The organism is Nocardia takedensis NBRC 100417 (assembly GCF_000308695.1).
GTDB classification, from domain to species: Bacteria; Actinomycetota; Actinomycetes; order Mycobacteriales; family Mycobacteriaceae; genus Nocardia; species Nocardia takedensis.
The window spans coordinates 21,048-43,985 of the sequence record NZ_BAGG01000081.1 but is presented as its reverse complement, the minus strand read 5'-3'; the positions used below and the strand labels follow the sequence as shown (position 1 = coordinate 43,985).

General features: G+C 69.8%; 22 protein-coding genes. 9 read left to right on the top strand and 13 right to left on the bottom strand.

What is annotated here, in order from left to right; genetic code table 11:
- Positions 1–29: 29 nt before the first annotated feature.
- The 3 genes from gap to tpiA are packed head-to-tail and all read left to right on the top strand — an operon-like array spanning position 30 to position 3,071.
- Positions 30–1,049, top strand: a complete 1,020-nt coding sequence (gene gap / locus ON30_RS16860) for a type I glyceraldehyde-3-phosphate dehydrogenase (protein ID WP_040708296.1) — start codon at positions 30–32, stop codon at positions 1,047–1,049.
- 3 nt (positions 1,050–1,052) lie between these two features.
- A complete protein-coding gene (locus ON30_RS16855; protein ID WP_040708294.1) occupies positions 1,053–2,282 on the top strand; it encodes a phosphoglycerate kinase in 1,230 nt (409 codons plus the stop codon).
- A gap of 3 nt (positions 2,283–2,285) precedes the next feature.
- Positions 2,286–3,071 (top strand): triose-phosphate isomerase, encoded by a 786-nt coding sequence (gene tpiA / locus ON30_RS16850; RefSeq protein WP_040708292.1) that lies wholly within the window; start codon positions 2,286–2,288, stop codon positions 3,069–3,071.
- A gap of 166 nt (positions 3,072–3,237) precedes the next feature.
- Here tpiA and ON30_RS16845 read toward each other — a convergent pair whose 3' ends face one another.
- Entirely contained in the window at positions 3,238–4,101 is an 864-nt protein-coding gene (locus tag ON30_RS16845; protein ID WP_245554085.1) for an META domain-containing protein, read from the bottom strand.
- 35 nt (positions 4,102–4,136) lie between these two features.
- Between ON30_RS16845 and ON30_RS16840 the strand changes: the two genes are divergently transcribed.
- The 3 genes from ON30_RS16840 to ON30_RS16830 all read left to right on the top strand — a co-directional run bounded on the left by ON30_RS16840 (position 4,137) and on the right by ON30_RS16830 (position 7,097).
- Complete coding sequence (locus ON30_RS16840; protein WP_051029450.1) at positions 4,137–5,771, top strand: MFS transporter; 1,635 nt, start codon at positions 4,137–4,139, stop codon at positions 5,769–5,771.
- Between the two features lie 58 nt (positions 5,772–5,829).
- Positions 5,830–6,063 (top strand): preprotein translocase subunit SecG, encoded by a 234-nt coding sequence (gene secG / locus ON30_RS16835; protein WP_040708285.1) that lies wholly within the window; start codon positions 5,830–5,832, stop codon positions 6,061–6,063.
- A 104-nt stretch (positions 6,064–6,167) separates the two neighbouring features.
- The gene (locus tag ON30_RS16830) at positions 6,168–7,097 is read left to right on the top strand and encodes a LysR family transcriptional regulator (protein ID WP_040708282.1); all 930 of its coding nucleotides are present in this window, start codon (positions 6,168–6,170) and stop codon (positions 7,095–7,097) included.
- Here the strand turns inward: ON30_RS16830 and ON30_RS16825 are convergent, their stop codons facing one another.
- The 5 genes from ON30_RS16825 to ON30_RS16805 are packed head-to-tail and all read right to left on the bottom strand — an operon-like array spanning position 7,098 to position 12,310.
- Positions 7,098–7,910 (bottom strand): carbohydrate ABC transporter permease, encoded by an 813-nt coding sequence (locus ON30_RS16825; RefSeq protein ID WP_040708281.1) that lies wholly within the window; start codon positions 7,908–7,910, stop codon positions 7,098–7,100.
- Entirely contained in the window at positions 7,900–8,889 is a 990-nt protein-coding gene (locus ON30_RS16820; protein ID WP_063719898.1) for a carbohydrate ABC transporter permease, read from the bottom strand. The genes ON30_RS16825 and ON30_RS16820 overlap by 11 nt, the downstream gene beginning before the upstream one ends.
- 4 nt (positions 8,890–8,893) lie before the next feature.
- The gene (locus ON30_RS16815; protein WP_051029449.1) at positions 8,894–9,778 is read right to left on the bottom strand and encodes a metallophosphoesterase; all 885 of its coding nucleotides are present in this window, start codon (positions 9,776–9,778) and stop codon (positions 8,894–8,896) included.
- On the bottom strand, positions 9,775–11,148 hold the full coding sequence (locus ON30_RS16810; protein WP_040708378.1) for an ABC transporter substrate-binding protein: 1,374 nt from the start codon (positions 11,146–11,148) through the stop codon (positions 9,775–9,777). The genes ON30_RS16815 and ON30_RS16810 overlap by 4 nt, the downstream gene beginning before the upstream one ends.
- A 40-nt stretch (positions 11,149–11,188) precedes the next feature.
- Positions 11,189–12,310, bottom strand: coding sequence for an ABC transporter ATP-binding protein (locus ON30_RS16805; protein WP_051029448.1), 1,122 nt, complete (start codon positions 12,308–12,310; stop codon positions 11,189–11,191).
- Positions 12,311–12,514: 204 nt separating this feature from the next.
- On the opposite strand from ON30_RS16805, the gene ON30_RS16800 reads away from it, so the two are divergent.
- Together ON30_RS16800 and ON30_RS16795 are read left to right on the top strand one after the other, a co-directional pair.
- The gene (locus ON30_RS16800; protein WP_040708279.1) at positions 12,515–13,219 is read left to right on the top strand and encodes a DUF8020 domain-containing protein; all 705 of its coding nucleotides are present in this window, start codon (positions 12,515–12,517) and stop codon (positions 13,217–13,219) included.
- Between the two features lie 666 nt (positions 13,220–13,885).
- Positions 13,886–14,164: a YggT family protein gene (locus tag ON30_RS16795; RefSeq protein ID WP_040708277.1), complete on the top strand. Its 279-nt coding sequence runs from the start codon at positions 13,886–13,888 to the stop codon at positions 14,162–14,164.
- Positions 14,165–14,176: 12 nt separating this feature from the next.
- On the opposite strand, the gene ON30_RS16790 is transcribed toward ON30_RS16795, so the two are convergent.
- Positions 14,177–14,491 (bottom strand): putative quinol monooxygenase, encoded by a 315-nt coding sequence (locus ON30_RS16790; RefSeq protein ID WP_051029447.1) that lies wholly within the window; start codon positions 14,489–14,491, stop codon positions 14,177–14,179.
- 184 nt (positions 14,492–14,675) lie between these two features.
- Positions 14,676–15,524, bottom strand: a complete 849-nt coding sequence (locus tag ON30_RS16785) for an SDR family NAD(P)-dependent oxidoreductase (RefSeq protein WP_040708275.1) — start codon at positions 15,522–15,524, stop codon at positions 14,676–14,678.
- Between the two features lie 144 nt (positions 15,525–15,668).
- Between ON30_RS16785 and ON30_RS16780 the strand changes: the two genes are divergently transcribed.
- Positions 15,669–16,604, top strand: coding sequence for an alpha/beta fold hydrolase (locus ON30_RS16780; RefSeq protein ID WP_245554088.1), 936 nt, complete (start codon positions 15,669–15,671; stop codon positions 16,602–16,604).
- On the opposite strand, the gene ON30_RS16775 is transcribed toward ON30_RS16780, so the two are convergent.
- From ON30_RS16775 to zwf, 5 genes are all read right to left on the bottom strand, one after another.
- The gene (locus ON30_RS16775; RefSeq protein WP_040708272.1) at positions 16,601–17,074 is read right to left on the bottom strand and encodes an SRPBCC family protein; all 474 of its coding nucleotides are present in this window, start codon (positions 17,072–17,074) and stop codon (positions 16,601–16,603) included. The two genes, ON30_RS16780 and ON30_RS16775, sit on opposite strands and share 4 nt — an antisense overlap.
- Positions 17,075–17,096: 22 nt before the next feature.
- A complete protein-coding gene (locus ON30_RS16770) occupies positions 17,097–19,511 on the bottom strand; it encodes a thiamine pyrophosphate-dependent enzyme (RefSeq protein ID WP_373282562.1) in 2,415 nt (804 codons plus the stop codon).
- 234 nt (positions 19,512–19,745) lie between these two features.
- Entirely contained in the window at positions 19,746–20,483 is a 738-nt protein-coding gene (gene pgl / locus ON30_RS16765) for a 6-phosphogluconolactonase (protein WP_040708270.1), read from the bottom strand.
- Entirely contained in the window at positions 20,476–21,384 is a 909-nt protein-coding gene (gene opcA / locus ON30_RS16760) for a glucose-6-phosphate dehydrogenase assembly protein OpcA (RefSeq protein ID WP_040708373.1), read from the bottom strand. Before opcA ends, pgl begins: the two co-directional genes overlap by 8 nt.
- Entirely contained in the window at positions 21,381–22,937 is a 1,557-nt protein-coding gene (gene zwf, locus ON30_RS16755) for a glucose-6-phosphate dehydrogenase (RefSeq protein WP_040708269.1), read from the bottom strand. The genes opcA and zwf overlap by 4 nt, the downstream gene beginning before the upstream one ends.
- Between the last annotated feature and the right edge of the window lies 1 nt (position 22,938).

The following is a 22,938-nucleotide window of genomic DNA, read 5'->3' as shown; positions in this document are numbered from 1 at the left end:
AATCCGCTTGAAAGCTGAGGAGCGATAACGTGACTGTCCGGGTAGGCATCAACGGCTTCGGTCGTATCGGACGTAACTTCTTCCGGGCGGTGGAGGCGCAGAAGGCGCTGGGCACCACCGACATCGAGATCGTCGCGGTCAACGACCTCACCGACAACGCGACCCTGGCCACGCTGCTGAAGTACGACTCGATCCTGGGCAGGCTGCCGCAGGACGTGTCGCTCGACGGTGACGACACGATCGTCGTCGGCGACCAGCGGATCAAGGCGCTGGCCATCAAGGAGGGCCCCTCGGCCCTGCCGTGGGGCGATCTGGGCGTCGACGTGGTCGTCGAGTCGACCGGCATCTTCACCGACGCCACCAAGGCCAAGGGCCACCTGGCCGCGGGCGCGAAGAAGGTCATCATCTCCGCGCCTGCCAAGGGCGAGGACCTGACCGTGGTGCTCGGCGTCAACGACGACAAGTACGACGGCAGCCAGAACATCATCTCCAACGCGTCGTGCACCACCAACTGCCTCGGCCCGCTGGCCAAGGTGCTCAACGACTCGTTCGGCATCGAGCGCGGTCTGATGACCACGATCCACGCCTACACCCAGGACCAGAACCTGCAGGACGGCCCGCACAGCGACCTGCGTCGCGCGCGCGCCGCGGCCCTGAACATCGTGCCCACCGGCACCGGCGCGGCCAAGGCGATCGGCCTGGTGCTGCCCGAGCTCAACGGCAAGCTCGACGGCTACGCGCTGCGCGTGCCGATCCCCACGGGTTCGGTCACCGACCTCACCGTGACGCTGACCAAGTCGGCCACCCTCGACGAGATCAACGCCGCCTACAAGGCCGCCGCCGAGGGTCCGCTCGAGGGCATCCTGAAGTACAACGTGGACCCGATCGTGTCCAGCGACATCGTCACCGATCCGCACTCCTCGATCTACGACGCGCCGCTGACCAAGGTCATCGACGATCAGGTGAAGGTCGTGTCCTGGTACGACAACGAGTGGGGCTACTCCAACCGCCTCGCCGATCTCATCGGCCTCGTCGGCAAGTCGCTCTGACGCATGGCGATCAGGACACTCCAGGATCTGCTGGCCGAGGGTGTCGAAGGTCGGGGCGTACTGGTGCGCTCCGACCTGAACGTCCCTCTGGACGAGGACGGGCAGATCACCGATCCGGGCCGGATCATCGCCTCGGTGCCGACGCTGAAGGCGCTGGTCGAGGCGGGTGCGAAGGTGGTCGTGACCGCGCATCTGGGCAGGCCCAAGGGCGAGCCCGATCCGAAGTACTCCCTCGCGCCGGTGGCGGCGAAGCTGGCCGATCTGCTCGGCCGCAACGTGCAGTTGGCGGGCGACGTGGTCGGCTACGACGCGCTGTCGCGCTCGGAGGGCCTCACCGACGGTGACGTGCTGCTGCTGGAGAACGTGCGCTTCGACGCGCGCGAGACCAGCAAGGACGCGGGCGAGCGCGGCAAGCTGGCCGCGGCGCTGGTCGAACTGGTCGGCGAGGACGGCGCGTTCGTCTCCGACGGGTTCGGCGTCGTGCACCGCGAACAGGCTTCGGTCTACGACGTGGCCAAGTTGCTGCCGCACTACGCGGGCACGCTGGTCGCCGCCGAGGTCGAGGTGCTGGCGAAGCTGACCGAGGATCCCCGGCGGCCCTACGCGGTCGTGCTCGGCGGTTCCAAGGTGTCGGACAAGCTGGCCGTCATCGAGGCGCTGGCCCCCAAGGTCGACACCCTGGTGATCGGCGGCGGCATGTGCTTCACCTTCTTGGCCGCACAGGGTCTGCCGGTGGGCTCCTCGCTGTTGCAGCAGGAGATGATCGACACCTGCAAGGGCCTGCTCGATCGCTACGCCGATGTCATCCACCTGCCGCGCGACATCGTGGTGGCCGAGAAGTTCGCCGCCGACGCGGAGTCGAAGGTGGTGCACGCCAACGAGATCCCCGAGGACTGGATGGGCCTGGACATCGGCCCGGAGTCGGTGGACCGGTTCGCGGCGCTGCTGACCGAGGCGAAGACGGTGTTCTGGAACGGCCCGATGGGCGTGTTCGAGTTCGAGAAGTTCGCCGCGGGCACCCGCGGGGTGGCCGAGGCGATCGTGACCGCGACCGGCAAGGGCGCGTTCACCGTGGTCGGCGGCGGCGATTCGGCCGCGGCCGTGCGCAGCCTCGGACTTCCCGAGGACGGTTTCTCGCACATCTCGACCGGCGGCGGCGCGTCGCTGGAATACCTCGAGGGCAAGCAACTCCCGGGCATCAGCGTGCTCGCCGACGAAGCCGCGGAGGGCTGAGCGATGGCACGGACACCGCTGATCGCGGGCAACTGGAAGATGAACCTCAATCACCTCGAGGCCATCGCCCTGGTCCAGAAGATCGCCTTCGCGCTGCCGGAGAAGTACTTCGCGAAGGTCGACGTGACGGTCATCCCGCCGTTCACCGACCTCCGCAGCGTGCAGACCCTGGTCGAAGGCGACAAACTGCTGATCACCTATGGCGCGCAGGATGTCTCGACCCACGAGTCGGGCGCCTACACCGGTGAGATCAGCGCGGCCATGCTGGCCAAGCTGGGCTGCTCGTTCGTGGTGGTCGGCCACTCCGAGCGTCGGCAGTACCACGGCGAGGACGACGCGACGGTGCTGGCCAAGGCCAAGCAGGCGTTGAAGCACGCGATCACCCCGATCGTGTGCATCGGCGAGGGCCTGGACATCCGCGAGGCGGGCACGCACGTCGCGTACAACCTCGAGCAGTTGCGCGGTTCGCTGAAAGGGCTCTCGGCCGAGGAGATCTCGAAGGTCGTCATCGCCTACGAGCCCGTGTGGGCGATCGGCACCGGCAAGGTCGCGAGCGCGGCGGACGCCCAGGAGGTCTGCGGGGCGATCCGCGGCGAACTGGCGAAGCTGGCCTCCGCGGAAGTCGCGGCCGGGGTGCGGGTGCTCTACGGCGGTTCGGTGAACGCCAAGAACGTCGGCGAACTGGTCGGGCAGACCGATGTCGACGGCGCGCTGGTCGGCGGGGCCTCGCTCAAGGGCGACGAATTCGCCACGCTCTCGGCGATCGCCGCGGGCGGGCCGCTGCCCTGATCGGGGAACCGGTGCCGCAGCCCTGATCGGGCGATGGTGCCGCCGCTCGCTCAGGCGAATGGTGACCGCCGCCCGGATCGGGCGACAACAGCGTGCGAAGGCCCGCGGATCGTAGGATCCGCGGGCCTTCGCCGTCTCCGGGAACGCTGTCGTTCGGGGAACGAAACTAGGCGGCGCGCAAGGTGAGTCCGCTGCCGTTGGCGTTGCGCAGGACGAGGGTGTCACCCTCCAGGGTGGCGGTGGCCGTGCCGTCGAGGGTGCGCAGGACGGCGTTCTCGACCTCCATGACCTCGGGCGCGCAGGCCATCCGGGTCGTGGCGACCCGGAAGGTGATCGGCGATCCGGACGGGTCGACCTCGGCCCCGCCGGTGATGCGGTTGCACCCCGTCGTGCCGGTGACCGCGCCGTCCTCGGCGATGGTCAGGGTGGGGCGCGCGTCGGTGAGGGCTTGGGAGGTGGTGAAGGCGTCGGCGGTGCTGTAGCCGGTGACGACCCACTCGGTGCCCTTCAGCGGTTTCTTCGCCTCGCCGGCGTTCTTGTCGGACAGAGTGACGGTGCGGTCGGCGGTGCGCAGCGTCAGCGTGCTGCCGTCCAGCCGCCAGGCCGGGGAGGCGCTGAGCAGGCCCTCGACCCACCCGTCCGCGTCGCCCTGCGGCGGCGGGCAGCTCATCAGGGTGGCCGAGAGCTGACCGGTGCGCAGGACGCCGTCGTCGAAGGTCACGGAGCCGGCGAAGGTGTTGCAGCCCGCGTTGGCGCTGAGTTGGTCGGCGGCGAAGACGAGGGTCAGCTGTCCGTCCCCGGGGATGGGGTCGCCTTCGACCGAGGTGGAGACGTAGGAGTGGCCCATGGGCGTGTCGGACGCCGGGGGTGCGGTGGTGGTGGGGGCGGCGGTCGTCGATTGCGTCGGGGTGGGGGTGGTGCTGGGTTCCGCGGTGGATTCGGTGTCGGAGCAGCCCGCGACGAGCGCGGACGCCAGGAGCAGCGGTGCGAGACGTGCCAGCAGTGCCGTCATGGGTGCGATGGTACTCACGCCCCGGATGGTCGGACCCGTGGTGACCGGGGATTATGCTCGATCGAGTGACCACAGCCGACGCGACGACCCCGTTGTCGACCTGGACGCCGTTGCGCTCGCCGATCTATCGGGCCCTGTGGATCGCGCAACTGGTCTCCAACATGGGGACCTGGATGCAGACCGTCGGCGCGCAGTGGATCCTGGTGGACGAACCGAACGCGGCGACGCTGGTATCGCTGGTCCAGACGGCGATCACCCTGCCGGTGATGTTGCTGTCGATTCCGTCGGGGGTGCTCGCGGATCTGGTGGACCGGCGCAGGCTGCTGCTCTCGGCGCAGACGACGATGGCCGTGCTGGCCACGGTCCTGGCGGTGTTCACGGCGACCGGCAACACCACCCCGGCGGTGCTGTTGACGCTGCTGTTCCTGCTGGGCTGCGGTCAAGCGCTGACCGCGCCCGCCTGGCAGGCCATCCAGCCGGAATTGGTCCCGCGCGCGCAGATCCCCTCGGCCGCCGCGCTGGGCTCGATGAACATCAACATCGGCCGGGCCGTGGGCCCCGCGCTGGCGGGCGTGCTGGTGTCGCTGTCGGGTCCGACGCTGGTGTTCGCGCTGAACGCGGTGTCCTTCGGCGGCATCGTCGCGGTGCTGCTGTTCTGGAAGCGCCCGCCCACCGACCGGGTCCTGCCCAGTGAGCGACCGTTGGCGGCGTTGCAGGCGGGCACCCGGTTCATCCGCGCCGCGCCCGCGATCCGGCGGGTGCTGCTGCGTTCGATCCTGTTCATCGCACCGGCCAGCGCGCTGTGGGCGCTGCTGCCGGTGATCGCCCGCGACCGGTTGAACCTGTCGTCCTCCGGTTACGGCGTCATGCTCGGCGCGCTCGGCGTCGGCGCGGTCCTGGGCGCGCTGCTGCTGGCGCGCATCCGCACGGTCCTGACGCCCACCCAGCGTCTGACCGCCGCCGCGGTCCTGTTCGGGGCGGCCAGTGCGGGCGCGGTGCTGCTGCGCTCGCTGCCGGTGGTGCTGGTGCTGCTGGTCGGCGCGGGCCTGGCCTGGCTGTTGGCGATGTCGACGATGAACTCGACCATGCAGTTGCTGCTGCCCGCGTGGGTGCGGGCGCGCGGGCTGTCGGTGTACATGCTGGTGTTCATGGGCGGTCAGGCCGTCGGCTCGTTGGTGTGGGGTCTGGTGGCGGGCGCGGTGGGCACGGTCTCGGCGCTGCTGATCGCCGCCGGACTGCTGGCCGTGTGCGCGGTGAGCACGATCTGGCTGCCGATCCGGCACAACGCCGAGGAACTGGACCTCACCCCGTCGGCGTTCTGGCCGGAACCGCAGTTGGTGGTCGAACCCGATCCCTTGGACGGTCCGGTGCTGGTGCTGCGGACCTACGACGTGCCCGCCGAGCACACCGAGGACTTCTTGGCGGCGATGGTCTTCGTCGGCCGTTCCCGCCAGCGGACCGGGGCGATGGAGTGGCGGCTCTACCGCGACGTCGGCAGTCACGACCGCTATGTGGAGGCGTTCGTGGTGCGGTCCTGGGCCGAGCACATGCACCAGCACCAGGTGCGCCTGACCGCGCAGGACCGGTTGCGCGAGCAGGACGTGTCCCGATTCACCACCGGCGAGGACCGGGTGACCCACCTGGTCGCCGTGCAGCCGGGCCGACCCGCGGGCCGACCGGCGCGTTGAGGAAAAAACGGGCGGGGGCGGTGTGCGAGCAGGTCGAGGGCACCCATAGACTGAGCCCATGCGGATGTTCCTGGATATCCTCCTGATCATCACCAGCCTGCTGCTGGTGCTGCTGGTGCTGCTGCACCGCGCCAAGGGCGGAGGCCTGTCCAGCCTTTTCGGCGGCGGCGTGCAGTCGAGCCTTTCGGGTTCCACCGTCGTGGAGAAGAACCTCGACCGCGTGACGGTCTTCACGGGTGTGGTGTGGCTCATCGCCATTCTCGGAATCGGCCTGGAGATCAAGTTCTCCTGATTACCGGCAACCGGTCGGCCACCTGAAGGGTCTCGGCCGTTACCGGCAGATTCATTCCCGGTTACTCGGCGGCATTACGGTGGCGAGCACGGGAAGGAGTCGGTATGGAGCTCCGGCATATTGTTTCGTTCCTCGCACTCGCGGAGGAATTGCATTTCGGTCGCGCGGCGCAGCGACTACATCTCACCCAGCCCAGTCTGAGTGCGCAACTCCAGAAACTGGAGCGCTCGTTGGATGTGCAACTGGTGTCGCGCAATTCGCACGAAGTGCGGTTGACGGCGGCGGGACGGGAATTCGAGGGGCAGGCCCGGCTGATCGTGGCCCAGATGGACCGCGCCGCCGAAGTCGCCAAAGCCGCGGCGGCGGGCCGTTCCGGCTCGCTGAGCGTCGGCTACAACCTGCCCGCCAGCAGACATGTGCTGCCCGAGGCGCTGACCAGGATGGCCGACGAGCACCCGGACGTGGTGATCTCGATGTGGGAGAAGCGCACCGGGCCGCAGTTGGCGGCCCTGCGTGCGGGGACCTTGGACATCGCGCTGGTCTACGGGCATCCGACCACCGCCGAGTTCCGGCACCGCCGCCTGTTGAACCGTATCCCGCTGGTCGCGGTGGTGGGGCGCTCGCACCGGTGGGCGGGCCGTTCGGGGGTGCGGTTCGCGGAACTGGCCGAACAGCGCTGCGTGCTGTTCGCCCGCGAGCAGTGTCCGGCCATGTACGACTCGATCTTCCGCGCCGCCGCCGACAATCGGATCAGCCTGGACGTGGCGCAGACCGCCGATGATCCCGGCGCGACGATGCACATGGTGTCGGTGCGTCCTTTCGTCGGGTTCGCCTCGCTGCCGCGGGCGCAGTCGATGCAGATGGGCGGTCCGGACAGCGCCGCGGTGGCGGTGAAACTGCTCGACCCGGTGCCGACGCTGGACCTGTTCGCGGTGTGGCGGGCCGAGGAGCCCAATCCCGCGGTGGAGTTGTTCCTCGACTGCGTCGCCGCGGTGCGCGACGACGCGGCCGAGGAGCGCGCGGTCCCGGTGTGATCACTTCAGGCCGGAGCGGACGAACGCGTTGACCACGTGCCGCTGCAGCAGCAGGTAGAGCACCAGCACGGGCAGGCAGGCCAGACCGGCCAATGCCATCATCGGACCCCAGTCGTCGCCTTCGGTGCCCATGAAGCTGCGTAGTCCCAGTTGCAGGACGCCGTTGGAGCGGCGCATCACCACAGCGGGCCAGAAGTACTCGTTCCAGGCGTTGATGAACAGCAGGATCGCCAGCGCGGCCAGTGCGGGCCGCAGGTTCGGCACCACCACCGTCCACAGGATCGACCACGACGAACGGCCGTCGATCTTGGCGGCGGCGACCAGTTCCTTCGGGAAGGCGGCCATGTGCTGGCGCAGCAGCAGCACGCCCAGCGCCGAGCACAGTGTCGGCAGGACGGTGCCGATCAGGGTGTCGATCAGGCCGAGTTGGTTGAGCAGCACGTAGTTCGGCAGCATCGTCACCTGGAAGGGCACCAGCCAGATCCCGACGAAGGCCAGGTAGAGCAGGCGCTGCAACGGGAAGGTGTACATCACGAAGGCGTAGGAGGCGAACAGCGCGATGAGCAACTGGGCGATCGCGGCGAACGAGGCCACCGCGAAGGTGTTCAGGATCAAGCCGGTGACGTCGACCTTGTGCGCGGCGTCGGTGTAGTTGTCCACCGACATCGGCCAGGGGAACGGCGAGAGGGACATGACGTCGCCGGGCCTGCGCAGCGAGGTGGCGAACAGCCAGTAGATCGGGAACACGCACACCAGCGCGGTCACCGCGAGCAGCGCGTGACTGGCCAGGCCGCGCAATCGCTCAATCATCATGGAAGGACAACCTTTCCGACAGCCACACCAGTGCGCCCGCGAGGATGCCGAATCCGACGAACAGCAGGACTCCGGCGGCGGCGCTGAGGCCGGCGTCGAAGCTGTGGAAGGCGTAGTCCCACAGCAGGTAGTAGATGTTCGTGGTGGCCTGCGCGGGCCCGCCCTGGGTCATCGAGTCGATGAGCGGGAAGGTCAGGGTGGGGGTGAGCAGGACCGTGGTCAGCACCAGGAACAGCAGGGTGGGCGAGAGCAGCGGCATGGTGATCCAGCGCCGGATCTGGCCGGGGGAGGCGCCGTCGACGCGGGCCGCCTCGTCGTAGTCGGGGCTGATGCCCGCCAGTCCGGCCCACACCACCAGCACCGCGAAGCCGAGCAACTGCCAGCCGGTGATGACGATGATGACGCCTTGGGCGGTGTCGACGTCGTAGACCCAGTTGCGGTCCGAGCCGAGCAGTCGGCCGACCACGCCGCCGCCGGGATGCAGCAGCCAGCGCCAGACCGCGGCCGCCGCGACGCCCGCGACGAGGAAGGGCGTGAAGATGAACGCCTGGTAGATCGTGCGGGCGCGGGGGCTGACCCGACGGCCGGCCAGCGCCAGCGCGACCGGCAGCACGACGGTGAACGGGAGCAGGCCCAGGATCAGCACGGCGGTGCGTGACAGGGAATCCCAGAACGCGGGAAGTTCCAGCAGCCGTTCGAAGTTCGCGGTGCCCACCGGTTTCATCGGCTGGCTCGGCAGCAGATTCCACGAATAGGTGGAGAGTTCGAAGGCTTGGACCAGCGGGCGGTAGGTCCAGATGACCAACATCGCCAGCGCGGGCGCGAGATACAGGTAGGGGACCAGTCCGCGCAGTCCGCGGCGCAGCAGCGACCGCCGTCGGGCGGAGGCGGGCCGCGCCGCGGGCAACGGGCGGTCCCCGTCCGCCGCCGGTTCGACCTCGAGGTCTACCGGCGCGGACGGGTACGCGAGGACGAACATCGGATCACCGCTGCTCGGCGAGTGCCGCGAGCTGGTCGAGGACCTCTTGCTCGGGGCGGTCGTAGACCTGCGTGGCGGTGGTCAGCTCGACGGCCGAGGCGACCATGGACTCGCCGAGCACGTCGACGCGGGTGAAGCCGAACCCGGCCCAGCCGCGGTGCCGTCCGACCGGAGCGAAGGTGTCGATCCGGTAGGACAGCGCGGGGCCGAGCCAGATGGGCACGCCCGCCAGGGACGCCGCCCCGGTCAGATGGTTGTGCCCGCAGATGATCAGCCCGACATCGGTGCCGCGAATCACCTCGGCCAGTTCCCGCGGCTGTTCCAGACGCAGGAAGTCCGGGCCGGGCAGCGGCGACGGCGCGGGCGGGTGGTGCAGCACCAGCAGGGTGCCGCGCGGCGCGGGTGTGCGCAGCTGCTCGGCCAGCCAGGTGAGCTGTTCGGGCAGCAGCCGCCCGTGGTGGTGATTCGGGATGGTGCTGTCCAGGGCGACGATGCGCAGTCCGGCGACCTCGACGACGCTGTCGTGGGTGGTCGTCGGATCGACCTCGCGGTCGAGCAGTTCCGCGCCGAACGCCACGCGTTCGTCGTGGTTGCCCATGACGTAGACCAGGCGTGCGCCGAGCGTCGCGGCAACGGGTTCGACCGCCTCCCGTAACCGTTGATAGGCCCGGGGAGCGCCGTTGTCGGCCAGGTCGCCGGACAGCACGATCGCGTCGACGCGCCGTCCGGCATCGGTGAGTCTGTCCAGGACGCGGAGCAGGTTGGCGTGGGTGTCGACCACGCCGTGCACCAGCTCCCCTTCGGCCCGTAGGTGGGTGTCGGTCAGTTGGATGACCGTGACCGGGGCCGTGTGGTCCTCGACGGTCGACCCGTTGCCGCGCGCGCTCATGCGGCCGGGAGGAGTTTGCGGCCCTGATCCTGCGCGGCGGTCAGGGTGGACTTGGGGTCCTTGCCCTGGAAGACGACCGCTTCGACGGCGTCCATCATGCCGTCGCGGATCTGCAGGTAGTTGGTGCCGGGCATGGAGATCCAGGGTTCCATGTTCGCCAGCTGGGCGACGTTCGGCTCGAGCAGCGGGTTCTTGCGCGACCACTCCTGCAGGCCGTTCGGGTCGGTCAGCAGACCGGTGCGCAGCGGCAGGTAGCCGATGCCCTGGGAGATCTTGACGTAGGCCGCCTCACTGGTGAGGAACTTGATCAGCTCCCACGACGCGCGCTGCTTGGCCGGGTCGTTGGAAAGGATGTAGAGCGAGGCGCCGGAGTTGGTCGGCACCGCGGGCTTGTTGCCGAAGGTCGGCATCGGGGCCGAACGCAGGTCCCACTTGCCTTCGGCGCCCTTGACGAAGGTGCCCTGGATGGCGCTGGTCTCGAGGATCATGCCGACCTCGCCGCGACCGAACGCCTCGTAGCCCTGCTTCTGCTGCAACGCGGGCATGCTGCCGCTGGTCACCAGGTCCTGGGCCATCTTGGTCACCTCGACCACGGCCGGGTCGGCGTAGGTGAGGGTAGTGCGGTCCTCGGAGATGACGCGTCCGCCGTTGGAGCGGACCATCGACTGGAAGCACCAGTCCTTGGCGGTCTTGGTCAGGCAGTCGATGTAGACGCCGCCCTTACCGGTCTTGGCGGTGATCGCCGCGGCCGCCTCGGAGACCTGCTGCCAGGTCTTGGGCGGGTTGGCGGGGTCCAGGCCGGCCTCGGTGAACAGCGAGGCGTTGAAGTACAGGACCGGGGTGGAGAACACGAACGGCACGCCGTAGGTGGCGCCGTTCCAGTCGGCCAGGGTGCGGGCCTTGGGGGCGAAGGCGTGCTGGGCGCCGTCGAAGTTCTTCTGCACCGCGTCCTTGCCGACGAGCGCGTCCAGCGACTTGGCCTGCAACTGGTTGATGGTGAAGTCCAGGTCGCTGAAGCCGAGCTGGGCGACGTCGGGCGGGGTGCCCGCGACCATCTGGTTCTGGATGCTGGAGATGGTGTCGGTGGCCGGGTTCGGGCTGTTGCCCTGCGGCTTCTGCGCCGTCACCGTGATGTTGGGGTGCTTGGCCTGGAATTCGGTGATGAGGGCGTTGAAGGTGTCGGTCCACGCGCCCGCGAGGCCGTAGTTGTAGGACTCGAAGACGATCGAGACCTTCTGGTCGGCCCCGAGTTCGGGGATGGTCGCGGTCGGCGCCGCGGAGTCGTTGCTGGTACTGCCGAGTCCGCCACAGGCGCTGGCCGCGAGTGCGGTGCTCAGCGCGAGGCAGATGGCGGCCAGTGTGCGTTTCACGGGTGTTGCTCCTGATTGTGATGTGCTACCGGGGGTGACTTCAGGCGACCGGGAGTTCGGTGCGCGCTGGTAACGGGTCCGGTTCGTCGGCCTGCCATGTCAGGCGGAGTCCGGATTCGGCGTGGAACAGGTGGATGTCGGCCGGGTCGAGGTCCAGGGCGACGGTCTGCCCGACGGCGACCGCGGCGGGGCGGGGGATGCGCGCGGACACCTGCGCGGCGCCGACGGTGACGTGCACGACCTCCTCGGCGCCCAGGTTCTCGACCATCGTCACCGGTCCGCGCAGCACGCCCGCGCCGCTGCTCAGGCGCAGGCGCTCGGGCCGTACGCCGAAGGTGACGGCGGTGTCGTCGGCGGTGTCGGCGATGCCCAGCGGGGCGTCCAGGCCGTCGGCGATCGCGTACAACCGGCCGTCGCGGGCGGTGACGGTCGCGGGCAGCAGGTTCATCGGCGGTGCGCCGAGGAACGCGGCGACGAAGGTCGAGCGCGGGTGATCGTAGAGTTCGGTCGGCGCGCCGACCTGCTCGACGTGTCCGTCGTTGAGCAGGGCGATGCGGGTCGCCATCGTCATCGCCTCGACCTGGTCGTGGGTGACGTAGAGGAAGGTCGAGCCGAGCCTGCGGTGCAGCGCGATCAGTTCCGCGCGGGTCGCGCTGCGTAGGCGGGCGTCCAGATTCGACAGCGGCTCGTCCATGAGGAACGCACCGGGATCGCGAACCATGGCGCGCGCCAACGCGACTCGCTGCCGCTGGCCGCCCGAGAGTGCGGCGGGTTTGCGTTCGAGCAGCGGCGTCAGCGCCAGCGTGCCCGCGACCTCGGCGACCCGCTCGGCGATCTTCGCGCGCGGCGCCCGCCGCGACTTGAGCGGGAAGCCGATGTTGCGTGCCACGCTCAGGTGGGGGTAGAGCGCGTAGCTCTGGAACACCATCGCCAGATCACGCTGCTGCGGTGCGACGTCGGTGATGTCGCGGCCGTCGAGCAGGATCCGGCCGGAGGTGGGCGATTCGAGTCCGGCGATCATGCGCAGCAGGGTGGATTTCCCGCAGCCGCTGGGGCCGAGCAGCACCATGAATTCGCCGTCGGCGATGTCGAGGTCGACGTCGCGTACGGCGTCGGTGCCGCCGAAACGCTTGCACACCGCTTCGATCTGCAACCGGGCCACCCGGGATCTCCTTCACTCGGTCCGCCTTCGTGACATCGGCCAGTCTCGGACGGCCCGGTCCGCGCGCGTGTGTGCGATAGGCAACGCCGATCGCGCGAATCGAGGCGGTCTCGCGGGCGCGCGCGAGGTCGTGGAATCGGTGACTGTGTTGTCGCTCTATGCACCCGGGTTCGCCCGGAATTCCAGAGATGAGGAAACAACCAGATGAAGGTCAAGCTGACCGCGACCGCCGCGTTACTGATCGCGGCACTGGGCGTCGCCGCCGGTGGCGCGCACGCCGCTCCGGAGCCCGAGGGCGTCGGATTCACCGCCTCGGCCGACGATCGGTCGACCGTGATCACCACCGACGCGGGCTCGATGTCCGTCGAGGACAACATCTTCAAGATCAAGGCCGCGAACGGCACCGTCGTGGCGGGTACCGAGCTGGCGTTTCGCCTCGACGAGTTCGAGTTCCCGATCGCGGCGCAGATCTCCGATCGCACCGCCACTCTGACCCCGCAGCTCGATCCGGCCAAGGCCGTCTACAAGCCGGTCGCGCTGCCCTACGAGGATCAGGCGCCGTGGAAGACCGAGTACGAGCGTGAGCAGGCTGCCTGGAGCCGCCTGACCAGCACCATCAGCATGGGCGCCACCATCGGCACCCTGATCGGTGGCCTCGGTGGCGGCGCGCTCGGCTGCGTCTTCGGCGGTATCGCCGGCGCCGGCATCGCCTCCTCGACGATCGCGGGTCTGTTCGGTCCGTTCATCCCGGCCGCCGCGCTGGGCTGCCTCGGCGGCATCGTCGCCGTGGGCGCGATCGGCACCATCGTCGGTCAGATCTTCGTGACGGCTCCGGTCGCGATCGCGGCCGCGATCCAGTACTTCACCACGATCAACCAGCCCGCTCCGAAGCCCGCGCCCGCCAAGTGAGCGTGAGCTGAGATCTCGGGGGCGGTTCGCCGGGAAGTGGCCCATCCGGGTCGCCGACACGCAAACGGCGGATCGTCCCCGAATCCGGTTCCTCGCGGAACCGGGGCACGGGCGCGGCGGTCCCTCGGAAGGGACGCCGTAGAGCTCATCGTGTGAGTGCGGGATCGCCGCGCCTCGTGCCCGCCCGATCCTGTCATCCCCCCGGCCGCACGTCTGCCGGGCGCGGGAAAATCAGCCCCCCGTCATCCGGGGTTCAGGCGCTCGACAGAACGGTGAACAGGACTTTTCCAGCCCGTCGTCCGCGCCGCGGACTCGCGCGGGGGTCCGACCACGCCCGTACAGTGCTGAATGCACCGGGGCGAGGGGATCAGGGTGCTCGGGAAAGCTCCTCGCCCCGGTGTAGTTCCAGCCGTCGGTGACCGACACGGGAGTGTCGCCCACCGGTGGTTCCGATTCGGGCGGAACATGGTCGAGTGTACAAACCGCTCGGTCTGCGTGGGGTGTTTGCCCGAAGTATGCGGGAAATCTCTCCTCGATTCCGTTGCGGTGTCTGATTTGTCCGTTCATGGGAATCGGCTGAGAATCGTGTCGTCCGGGCACCCCGCCGGGACCGGCATCGTTGACATCGGTAGGACGGCCGCACGGCCACCATCGAAGGAGAAGAGCATGAGCCTCATCGGGACGGTGCTCGGCTACGCCCTGACGCTGTTCATCGTCATCCTGATCGCCCGCATGATCCTGGACTGGGTGGTGCTGCTGGGGCGGACCACCAACCCCTGGGTGCTGCGCGCCCGCGACCTGACGCAACGGGTCACCGAACCGGTCATCGCGCCGGTGCGCAAACTGCTGCCGCCGATGCGCGCGGGCGGCGTCGCGATCGACCTGGCCTTCACCATCGTGTTCATCCTGGCGCTGGTGCTGCGCTCGATCGCCTTCAGCCTCTGAGTCCGCGGGCGGTCACGATCGGGCCGGGACGCCCTTGGCCGCCAGCGGTTCGCCCACGATCAGTTCCGCGCCCGCGATGAGCTCGCCCAGGACCGGCGTGGCCGCGGCCATCGCGGCGCTGTCGCGATGCGCGGCGAAGGCGTCGTCGTCGGCGTAGATCTCCGAGACCCAGAACAGTTCCGGATCGTCCTTGGAGCGGTTGAGCACGTAGAGCAGCGTGCCGGGTTCCGCGGCGACCTGGGCGAAGACCGGGGCGAACGCGGCCACCAACTCCTCGGCCCGGCCCGGCTTGGCTTTGACCCGGGAGACCAAGGCGACCTGTGGCATTCACGCGCTCCTTCGGAAGATGCTGACGGGACAACGGTTTCGCGAGTCCGCACCGTCGCGCCGCGGTGGTGGGCGGGCGCGCGATCCGGCATCGGCCGAGCACAGACTAGCACCGGGTCCGGGAGCGGCCCCCGCCCGTGAGCGCGGTCGTAACATCCGCGAAGGCAACAGCTTTCAGATGGAATCAGCTCTGCCGCGGCACCCGTCCGTCGACGTCGGTGAATCCGTAGTGATCGGCCAGATCGGCCACCCGCCAAGCCGTTCCGGTGCGTTCGCGGCGCGCGGGATCGGTGGCCAGTGCGACCACGGCGCGGCCGGGGAAGCGCGGACTCTCCGCGGCCTCGAGATCGTAGGTGCCCTCACCGGGCAGGGTGACCAGGCGGCGGCCCTCGGCGTCGGCCGGAACCATCTGCAACAGTTCGGTGTTCACGATGCCGGGCCACAGCGACACCACCGTCACCGCGCTGTCGGTGAGGTCGTGGGCCAGGTCGGCGGTCAGTCGGTCCAGGGCGGTCTTGGCGACGCCGTAGACCGCGTTGTGCATGTAGCGCCGCGCGCCGGGGGAGGAGATGTTGACGATCAGCCCGTGGGATTCGATCAGCAGGGGCGCGGCGAACACCGCGGCGGCGTAGTGCGAGCGGACGCCGACGTCGAAGGTCTCGTCCCAGGCCGTCGGCGGCACCTCCCAGAAGGGTTTGCCGAGCCATCGCGCGGCGGCGGGCGCGTTGTAGACGTTGTTGACCAGGACGTCGAGGCGGCCGTATTCGTCGCGGACCCGCTCGAAGAGGCGCTGCACGGCGTCGTCGTCGCGGTGGTCGCACACGAAGGGGATGCCGACCCCGCCCGCGGCGTCGATCTCGGCGGCGGTGCCGTGCACGGTGCCGGGCAGTCGTCCCGGTGTCGCGGTCCGGCCGGTCACGAATACCGTCGCCCCCGCGGCGCCCAATTCCAGGGCGATGCCTTTTCCGATCCCGCGACTCGCGCCGGTCACGACGGCGACGCTGCCGCCAAGTTCCTGAGGTATTCCGCTCACGACTTCGGGACATTACCGTGAAATAGGAACACGTTCTAAGTTTTGGCCGTTCCGGACCCCGGCGACGGCAGTGCGGAGGTAATGGTGGAACCAGGGACAGCGGCGCGGACCTCGGAGCGGTTCGTGCGGACCGACGGGGCGCGGATGCACGTGGTCGAGCAGGGCGACGGGTACCCCGTGGTGTTCTGCCACGGCTTCCCGCACACCTGGTACATGTGGCACCGCCAACTGCCCGCCGTCGCGGCCGCCGGCTACCGGGCCATCGCCCCCGACCTGCGCGGATACGGTCGCACGGAGACCGTCGACGGACCGGACGCCTACACCAACGCCGCCGTCGTCGGCGATCTGCTGGCCCTGCTCGACGATATCGGCGCCGAGCGCGCGATATTCGTCGGCCTGGATTTCGGGGCGCAATTGGTGTGGGAGTCGGCATTGCGCGCGCCCGAACGCGTCGGCGGGGTGATCGTCCTGAACAATCCCTTCCAGCCGCGCCCGCCGCGCGCCCCGTCGCAGTTGTGGGCCAACGCGGCGCGACGACACTTCCTGCACCTGGACTATTTCCAGCGGCCCGGCGTCGCCGACCGCGAACTCGCGGCCCGTCCGCGCGAATTCCTCGCCCGGGTGTATTACGCGCTCAGCGGCGACTACCACTATCTCGACACCTGGCAGCACCCCGCCGAAGGAACCGGCTACCTCGACGTGCTGCCCGAAGCCCCCGCCCTGCCCTGGGCGTGGCTGTCGGAGGCCGACCTCGACGTCCTGACCGCCGAGTTCACCCGGACCGGATTCACCGGCGGCCTGAACTGGTACCGCGCGCTGGACCGTAACTGGGAACTCACCGCCGACTACGCCGACGCGAAGGTGACCGTGCCCGCCTACTTCCTCTACGGCGAACGCGACACCGATATGGAGGGTTTCAGCGGGCGCGACCCGTTGGGCATCCTGCGCGCCCACCTCACCGATCTGCGCGGAGTCACCGAACTCGCGGGCGCGGGTCACCTGCTGCAACTCGAGCGCACCGCGGAGGTCAACGCGCTCCTGCTCGACCACCTGCGCGATCTGGCGCCCGTAGGGGACTAGCGGTACTCGCCCGCCAGTTCCGGATAGTCGGCCCAGCGCGGCAATTCGCGCCTGTCGAGGTACGCCTCGAGCCGATCCAGCAGATACTGCCAGCGCGGGCCGAGGGTCTCGGCCTGCTCCGGCGACAGGTGCCTGCGCACCAACTCGACGGTCGTCACGACCCCGACCTGGTTCATCCGCATCTCCACCAGCGAACCGTCCACGTGGGCCACCAGTTCGCCCGGCGCGGCGCAGTGCGCGACCCGGACCGCCAACGGACCGACCACCGGCCCGTCGAGCAGGTCGAGCAGCAGGGTGCCGCCGGTGTCGGTCACCGTGCCCAGCCACCGCGCCAACTCGCCGCGCCGGGTGCAGGCCGACCAGACCTCGCGGATCGGACGGCGGAACGAGCGCTGATAGCGCAGCAGTACGGCCTCGACGGGGCGGTCGTGTTCGGGGCGAATCTCGCCGAGGGTCGATATCGTGCTCACGGCCGTATCCTTCCGCTGCTGGTCAGGAGTCCTCTCCCACTGTATTTCCGCGGGCGGCGCGACCGAATCCGAATCGCCGCAACAGTGTGGGCCGCGCCTCGCCGCGCTCGCGCTCGGCCACCAGGTCACGCGCGGCCCGCTCGATCGCGGTCTCGTCGAGCAGGACGTGGGCGGCGGCGGGTCCGAGCGGGACGAAGCTGTCCGCGCTGGTTACCCGGGCGATCCGGCCGGTGAACCCGGCGTCGACCAGCGCAGCCACCACAGAATCGGACACCGCGCCGCCGCGCCTGGTCTCGTCCGCGATCAGCACCCGACCGGTGGCGCGCGCGTGGTCGAGCAGATCCCGCGTCGGCAGCGGGTTCAACCAGCGCAGATCCAGTACCCGGACGCCGATCCCGTCGCGCGCGAGTCGCCCGGCCGCCCGTAGGCTCATCGGGACGCCGTTGCCGAAGCTCACCACCGTCAAGTCGCCGCCCGCGCCGTGCACGCCCGCTCGGCCGACCGGGATGTGCGGACCGTCGGCGGCCGCGAGCCACGCGCCGTCCCCGGGGTGCAGATCGCGCGTGTGATACAACGCGATCGGCTCCACGAACACGCAGACCCGCCCGTCCACGCGAGCCGCCGAGACGCAGGTCCGCAGCATGGCCGCGGCGTCGTCGGCGCGCGACGGCACGGCCACGATCACCCCCGGGATGTCGCGCAGCGCCGCCAGCGAGTTGTCGTTGTGGAAATGTCCGCCGAACCCCTTCTGGTAGCCGAGCCCCGCGACCCTGACCACCATCGGGTTGCGGAATCGCCCCGCCGAGAAGAAACCGAGTGTCGCCGCCTCACCGCGGATCTGGTCCAAGGCGTTGTGCGTATAGGCCAGATACTGGATCTCGGGAATCGGGACGAAACCGGCCAGGCCCGCCCCCAGCGCCGTGCCGAGCACGCTCTGCTCGTCCAGCAGGGTGTCGAAGACCCGCCGCGCCCCGAACCGCGCACGCAGCCCCTTGGTGACCCCGTACACCCCGCCCTTGCGACCCACGTCCTCCCCGAAGACCAGCACATCCCGGTCGCGCTCGAGCAGGTCGGCCAGGGTCCGGTTGATCGCCTGCGCCATCGTGACGGGCGCGCCCATCGCCGCATCGCGCGGCGATCCACCGGGGCGACCCGCCTCGGACTCCCGGCGGCCTCCCGACGCCTCGGCCCGTCCCGGTGCCGACTGTTCCTCGCCGCCGCCGACGTGTGTCTCGACCTGCGCGGGTTCAACGGGAGCGGTGGGTGTCGAGTGAGGACGCAGGACATCGGCGCGCACGCGGTCGGGGGATGTGGGGGCCAGCGGTTCGATGACGGCGGCGGCGGAGGCGAGGGGCGGTTGCTCCAGGACGTCCGCGGCCGTTTCGCGGACCCGTTCGGCGATCGCGTCGTAGCGCCGGATGACCTCCTCTGCGGTGGCGACCCCGGCGGTGACCAGCAGTTTCGCGGTGGCCAACACGGGGTCGCGGGTGAGGTCGGCGGTGATCTCGGCGGGGGAGCGGTAGGCCGACTCCACGTCCGAACCCGCGTGGCCCAGCAGCCGGACCGTGCGCAGGCGCAGAAAGGTCGGGGTCCGGTGGGTGCGCGCGAACTCGGCGGCGGCCGCGCAGGTGGTCAGCGCGTCGACCGGATCGCAGCCGTCGGCGTCGAAGTAGCGCAGGCCCGGACGGGTGCCGTAGGCGGACTCGATCCAGCCCGCCGGGGTGGGCACGCTGATCCCGAGACCGTTGTCCTCGCAGACGAACAGCAGCGGCACCGGCACGCCCTGATAGGCGGTATGCAGGGCGGCGTTGATCGCGCCGACGGCCGTGGAGTGGTTGGCCGAGGCGTCGCCGAAGGTGCACAGCACCACCGAATCCGCGGGCCACCCGCTCGCCAGACCCAGTCGCGCCGCGCGGCCCAGCGCGAAGGCCAGACCGAGCGCGCGCGGCAGATGCGAGGCGATGGTGGAGGTCTGCGGGACGATGTGCGCCGCGACGCTGCCGAAGACCTTGTGTCTGCCGCCCGAGATCGGATCGGCCGCCGCCGCGACCACTCCCAGCAGCACGTCGCGGATCGGGTCCGCCCCGACCCGCGCGGCCCGGTGCGCGAACAGCGCGCCCGAACGGTAGTGCAGCAGTGCGGGATCGGTCACCCGCAGCGCCGCCGCCAGCGCGGCGTTGCCCTCGTGCCCGGAGGACCCGATGCTGTAGTACCCGCGCCCGGACCGGCCCAGTTCCCGCGCCGTCAAGTCCAGGTGCCTGCTGATCGCCTGCGCCTCGAACAACTCCAGCAGCGCAGGGCCGGACACACCGGGCGCGACCTCCGATTCCAATGCGCGGGGCGGGAATCCGGCCAGCGCGGCGATCTCGGTACGCCAACGGCGGTCCAGGTCGACGCCGCGATCATCGGGCGCGGACCGACCCCCGTCGGTGCTCACTTCGACATCCCGCGTTCCTGACAACGGCTACTTCCCTCTCGGAGACGATGATCCGGGCGGCGGTCGAATCGCGACTTCGGCCGCTTCGCGCCCGCGAGCATGGCGGTAGGCCCCAACGCGGCCGAGGACCGGCCAGGGTCCCAGGGTTCCCGGCTGCCCGCGTTGTGCCGGCGTCGGGTCGGGGGCCGGTGTCGGGTGGGGCCGACACCGGAGAACACCGTGCGGCCCTTCGGGTCAGGACTCCCCGGCGGCCGCGCGATCGAGCAGCCACGTGGTCGATTCCGTCCCCAGCGCACCGGCGGCCGGGATGTCCACCGGATCGGCCCCGGCCCGCGCGGCGGCGACCGCCTCGGCCTTGGCGGCCCCGCCCACCACCAGCACCACGTGGCGGCTGCGGCGAATCGCGGGCAGCGTCAACGTGACACGCACCGGCGGCGGTTTCGGCGAATCGGTGACCGCGACGACCAACGCGTGCTCCTCGCGCACCGCGTCGGTGTCGGGGAACAGCGAATTCACGTGCCCCTCACCGCCCATGCCGAGCAGGTGCAGGTCGAAGGCCCCGTGCTCGGCCAGATACGCGTGCACGGCGGCCGAGTACTGGCCCGCCGCCTCGATCGGGTCCGGATACTCGCTGTCGGAGGCCGCGACCGGACGCACCCGGGCGTGGTCGACCGGCACGTGGTCCAGTAGCGCCTCGCGGGCCTGCAACTCGTTGCGTTCGGCGTCGTCACCGGGCACGAAACGTTCGTCACCCCAGAACACGTCGAGCGCGGACCAGTCGATCCCGCCCGGATTCGCGCGCACCCGCTCCAACAAGCCGATCCCGGTGCCGCCGCCGGTCAACACGACCGAGGCCGAACCGCGCGCGGCCTGCGCGGCCACCACGACCTCCACGAAACGTGCCGCCGCCGCCGCGACCAGCGCCTCGGTGTCGGCGTGCACCTCGACGGCGCTCGTTCCGGTCTCACTCATAGGTCACCCTCTCGATTCCGGCGAGCGCCTCGGCGTAGATCTCGTCGGCGTCGAGCCGACGCAGTTCCTCGGCCAGGCAGTCGCGGGTCTCCCGGCGCGCCAACGCGATCCGCTGCTCCGGGTCACCGGTGCGGGTCAACGTCGCCGTCCGGCCGGTCTGCGGACGCGCGATCGCGATCGACACCGACGGGCGGTGCAACTCCACCGACAGCGCCCCGGAACGCCTGCGCACCGGGCAGTCCAGGCGCGCGGCCAGCCAGCCGGCGAGCATGTCCAGCGCCGGTTCGTTGCGCAACCCCGACACCGTCACCGAATCCACCGCCTCGTAGGGCGGTTCGTCCATCGCCGCGGCAAGCAGCGCCCGCCAGTAGGTGATCCGGCTCCACGCCAGATCGGTGTCGCCCGGCGCGTACGCGCCGCGCCGCTTCTTGATCGTGGCCTGCGGATCGGCCGCGAAGGTGGCGTCGGTGATGCGCCGGGTGGCCAACTTGCCCACCGAATCCTTCGACGGATGCTCCGGCGCGCCGCGCGGCCACCACGCCACCACCGGGGTGTCCGGCAGCAGGAACGGGATGACCACGCTGCTCTCGTGATTGATCAACTCACCCTGCAAGCGCAGCACGATGACCTCGGCCGCGCCCGCGTCGCCGCCGACGCGGATCTGGGCGTCGAGTCGGTTGGCCGCCTCGCGGTCGCCGCGCGCCAACACGACCACCCGGCACGGGTGTTCGCGGCTGGCGTCGTTGGCGGCGTCGATGGCGTCCTCGGCCTCGGAGCTGTCCAGCGTGCACACCACCAGGGTCAGCACCCGGCCCATGGTGATGACGCCGTTGCTCTCGCGCAGTTGCAGCAGTCGTTTGGTGACCGCGCCGGTCGTGGTGTCGGGCATGTCGACGATCACGGCCGCCGCCATTCCCTGCCGGTGCGCTCGAGCATCTCGTCGGCCGAGTCCGGGCCCCAGGTGCCCGCTTCGTAGGATTGCGGTCTGCCGCCCTCGGCCCAGTGCGCGAGCACGGGATCCAGGATGCTCCAGGACAATTCGACCTCCGCGTTCACCGGGAACAGCGACGGCTCGCCCAGCAGCATGTCCAGGATGAGTCGTTCATAGGCCTCCGGGGAGGATTCGGTGAACGATTCGCCGTAGCTGAAGTCCATGTTGACATCGCGCACCTCCATGCTCGAGCCCGGCACCTTCGAGCCGAAGCGCATGGTGATGCCCTCATCCGGCTGCACCCGGATGACCAGGGCGTTCTCGCCCAACTCCTCGGTCATTGTCTGGTCGAAGGGCAGGTGCGGCGCGCGTTTGAACACCACCGCGATCTCGGTCACCCTGCGGCCCAACCGCTTTCCGGTGCGCAGGTAGAACGGCACGCCAGCCCAGCGCCGGGTGTCGACCTCCAGCGTGATCGCGGCGTAGGTCTCGGTGGTGGACTGCGGGTCGAAACCCTCCTCGTCCAGCAACCCGACCACGTGTTCGGCGCCCTGCCACCCCTCGGCGTACTGACCGCGGGCGGTCGTCTCGTCCAGCGGTTCCACGAGTTTGGTGGCCGAGAGGACCTTGATCTTCTCGGTCTGCAACTGCTTGGGCTGGAAGCTGATCGGCTCCTCCATGGCCGTGAGGGCCAGCAGTTGCAACAGGTGGTTCTGGATGACGTCGCGCGCCGCGCCGATCCCGTCGTAGTAGCCCGCGCGCCCGCCCAGGCCGATGTCCTCGGCCATGGTGATCTGCACGTGGTCGACGTAGTTGGCGTTCCAGATCGGGTCGAACAACTGGTTGGCGAAGCGCAGCGCCAGGATGTTCTGCACCGTCTCCTTGCCGAGATAGTGATCGATGCGGAAGACGGTCTCCTCCGGGAATACCCGGTTGACCAGCGCGTTGAGTTCGACCGCGCTCTCCAGGTCGTGGCCGAACGGCTTCTCGATGACCACCCGTCGCCACGGGGTGTGGCCCAGGGCGTCGGTGGTCTCCGGTTGCGCCAGTTTGTGTTCGGAGAGCTGATCGAGCACCACCGGGAACATGTCCGGCGGAATCGACAGGTAGAAGGCGTGATTACCGCCGGTGCCGCGCTCCTTGTCCAGTGCGGCCAGGGTGTCGGAGAGCCTGTCGAAGGCGGCGTCGTCGTCGAAACTGCCCTGGACGAAACGGATGCCCTCGGCCAGGTGATCCCACACCTCTTGGCGGAAAGGCGTGCGGGCGTGGGCTTTGACCGCGTCCAGCACGACCTTCGCGAAATCCTCGTCGGCGTAGTCGCGCCGAGCGAAGCCGACCAGGCCGAAACCGGGAGGCAACAGCCCCCGGTTGGCCAGGTCGTAGATGGCAGGCATCAGTTTCTTGCGGGAGAGATCTCCGGTCACGCCGAAAATCACCATGCCGCAGGGGCCGGCGATGCGCGGGACGCGCTTGTCCCGCTGGTCGCGCAGCGGGTTCTTCGAGAACTCGGCTGTGCCCGCCATC

Excerpts from the sequence above, each read along its gene's own strand:
- ON30_RS16855 (WP_040708294.1), top strand. The coding sequence starts at position 1,053 with ATGGCGATCAGGACACTCCAGGATCTGCTGGCCGAGGGTGTCGAAGGT.
- tpiA (WP_040708292.1), top strand. The coding sequence starts at position 2,286 with ATGGCACGGACACCGCTGATCGCGGGCAACTGGAAGATGAACCTCAAT.
- ON30_RS16840 (WP_051029450.1), top strand. The coding sequence starts at position 4,137 with ATGCTCGATCGAGTGACCACAGCCGACGCGACGACCCCGTTGTCGACC.
- secG (WP_040708285.1), top strand. The coding sequence starts at position 5,830 with ATGCGGATGTTCCTGGATATCCTCCTGATCATCACCAGCCTGCTGCTG.
- ON30_RS16830 (WP_040708282.1), top strand. The coding sequence starts at position 6,168 with ATGGAGCTCCGGCATATTGTTTCGTTCCTCGCACTCGCGGAGGAATTG.
- ON30_RS16825 (WP_040708281.1), bottom strand. The coding sequence starts at position 7,910 with ATGATGATTGAGCGATTGCGCGGCCTGGCCAGTCACGCGCTGCTCGCG.
- ON30_RS16820 (WP_063719898.1), bottom strand. The coding sequence starts at position 8,889 with ATGTTCGTCCTCGCGTACCCGTCCGCGCCGGTAGACCTCGAGGTCGAA.
- ON30_RS16815 (WP_051029449.1), bottom strand. The coding sequence starts at position 9,778 with ATGAGCGCGCGCGGCAACGGGTCGACCGTCGAGGACCACACGGCCCCG.
- ON30_RS16800 (WP_040708279.1), top strand. The coding sequence starts at position 12,515 with ATGAAGGTCAAGCTGACCGCGACCGCCGCGTTACTGATCGCGGCACTG.
- ON30_RS16795 (WP_040708277.1), top strand. The coding sequence starts at position 13,886 with ATGAGCCTCATCGGGACGGTGCTCGGCTACGCCCTGACGCTGTTCATC.
- ON30_RS16790 (WP_051029447.1), bottom strand. The coding sequence starts at position 14,491 with ATGCCACAGGTCGCCTTGGTCTCCCGGGTCAAAGCCAAGCCGGGCCGG.
- ON30_RS16780 (WP_245554088.1), top strand. The coding sequence starts at position 15,669 with ATGCACGTGGTCGAGCAGGGCGACGGGTACCCCGTGGTGTTCTGCCAC.
- pgl (WP_040708270.1), bottom strand. The coding sequence starts at position 20,483 with ATGAGTGAGACCGGAACGAGCGCCGTCGAGGTGCACGCCGACACCGAG.
- zwf (WP_040708269.1), bottom strand. The coding sequence starts at position 22,937 with ATGGCGGGCACAGCCGAGTTCTCGAAGAACCCGCTGCGCGACCAGCGG.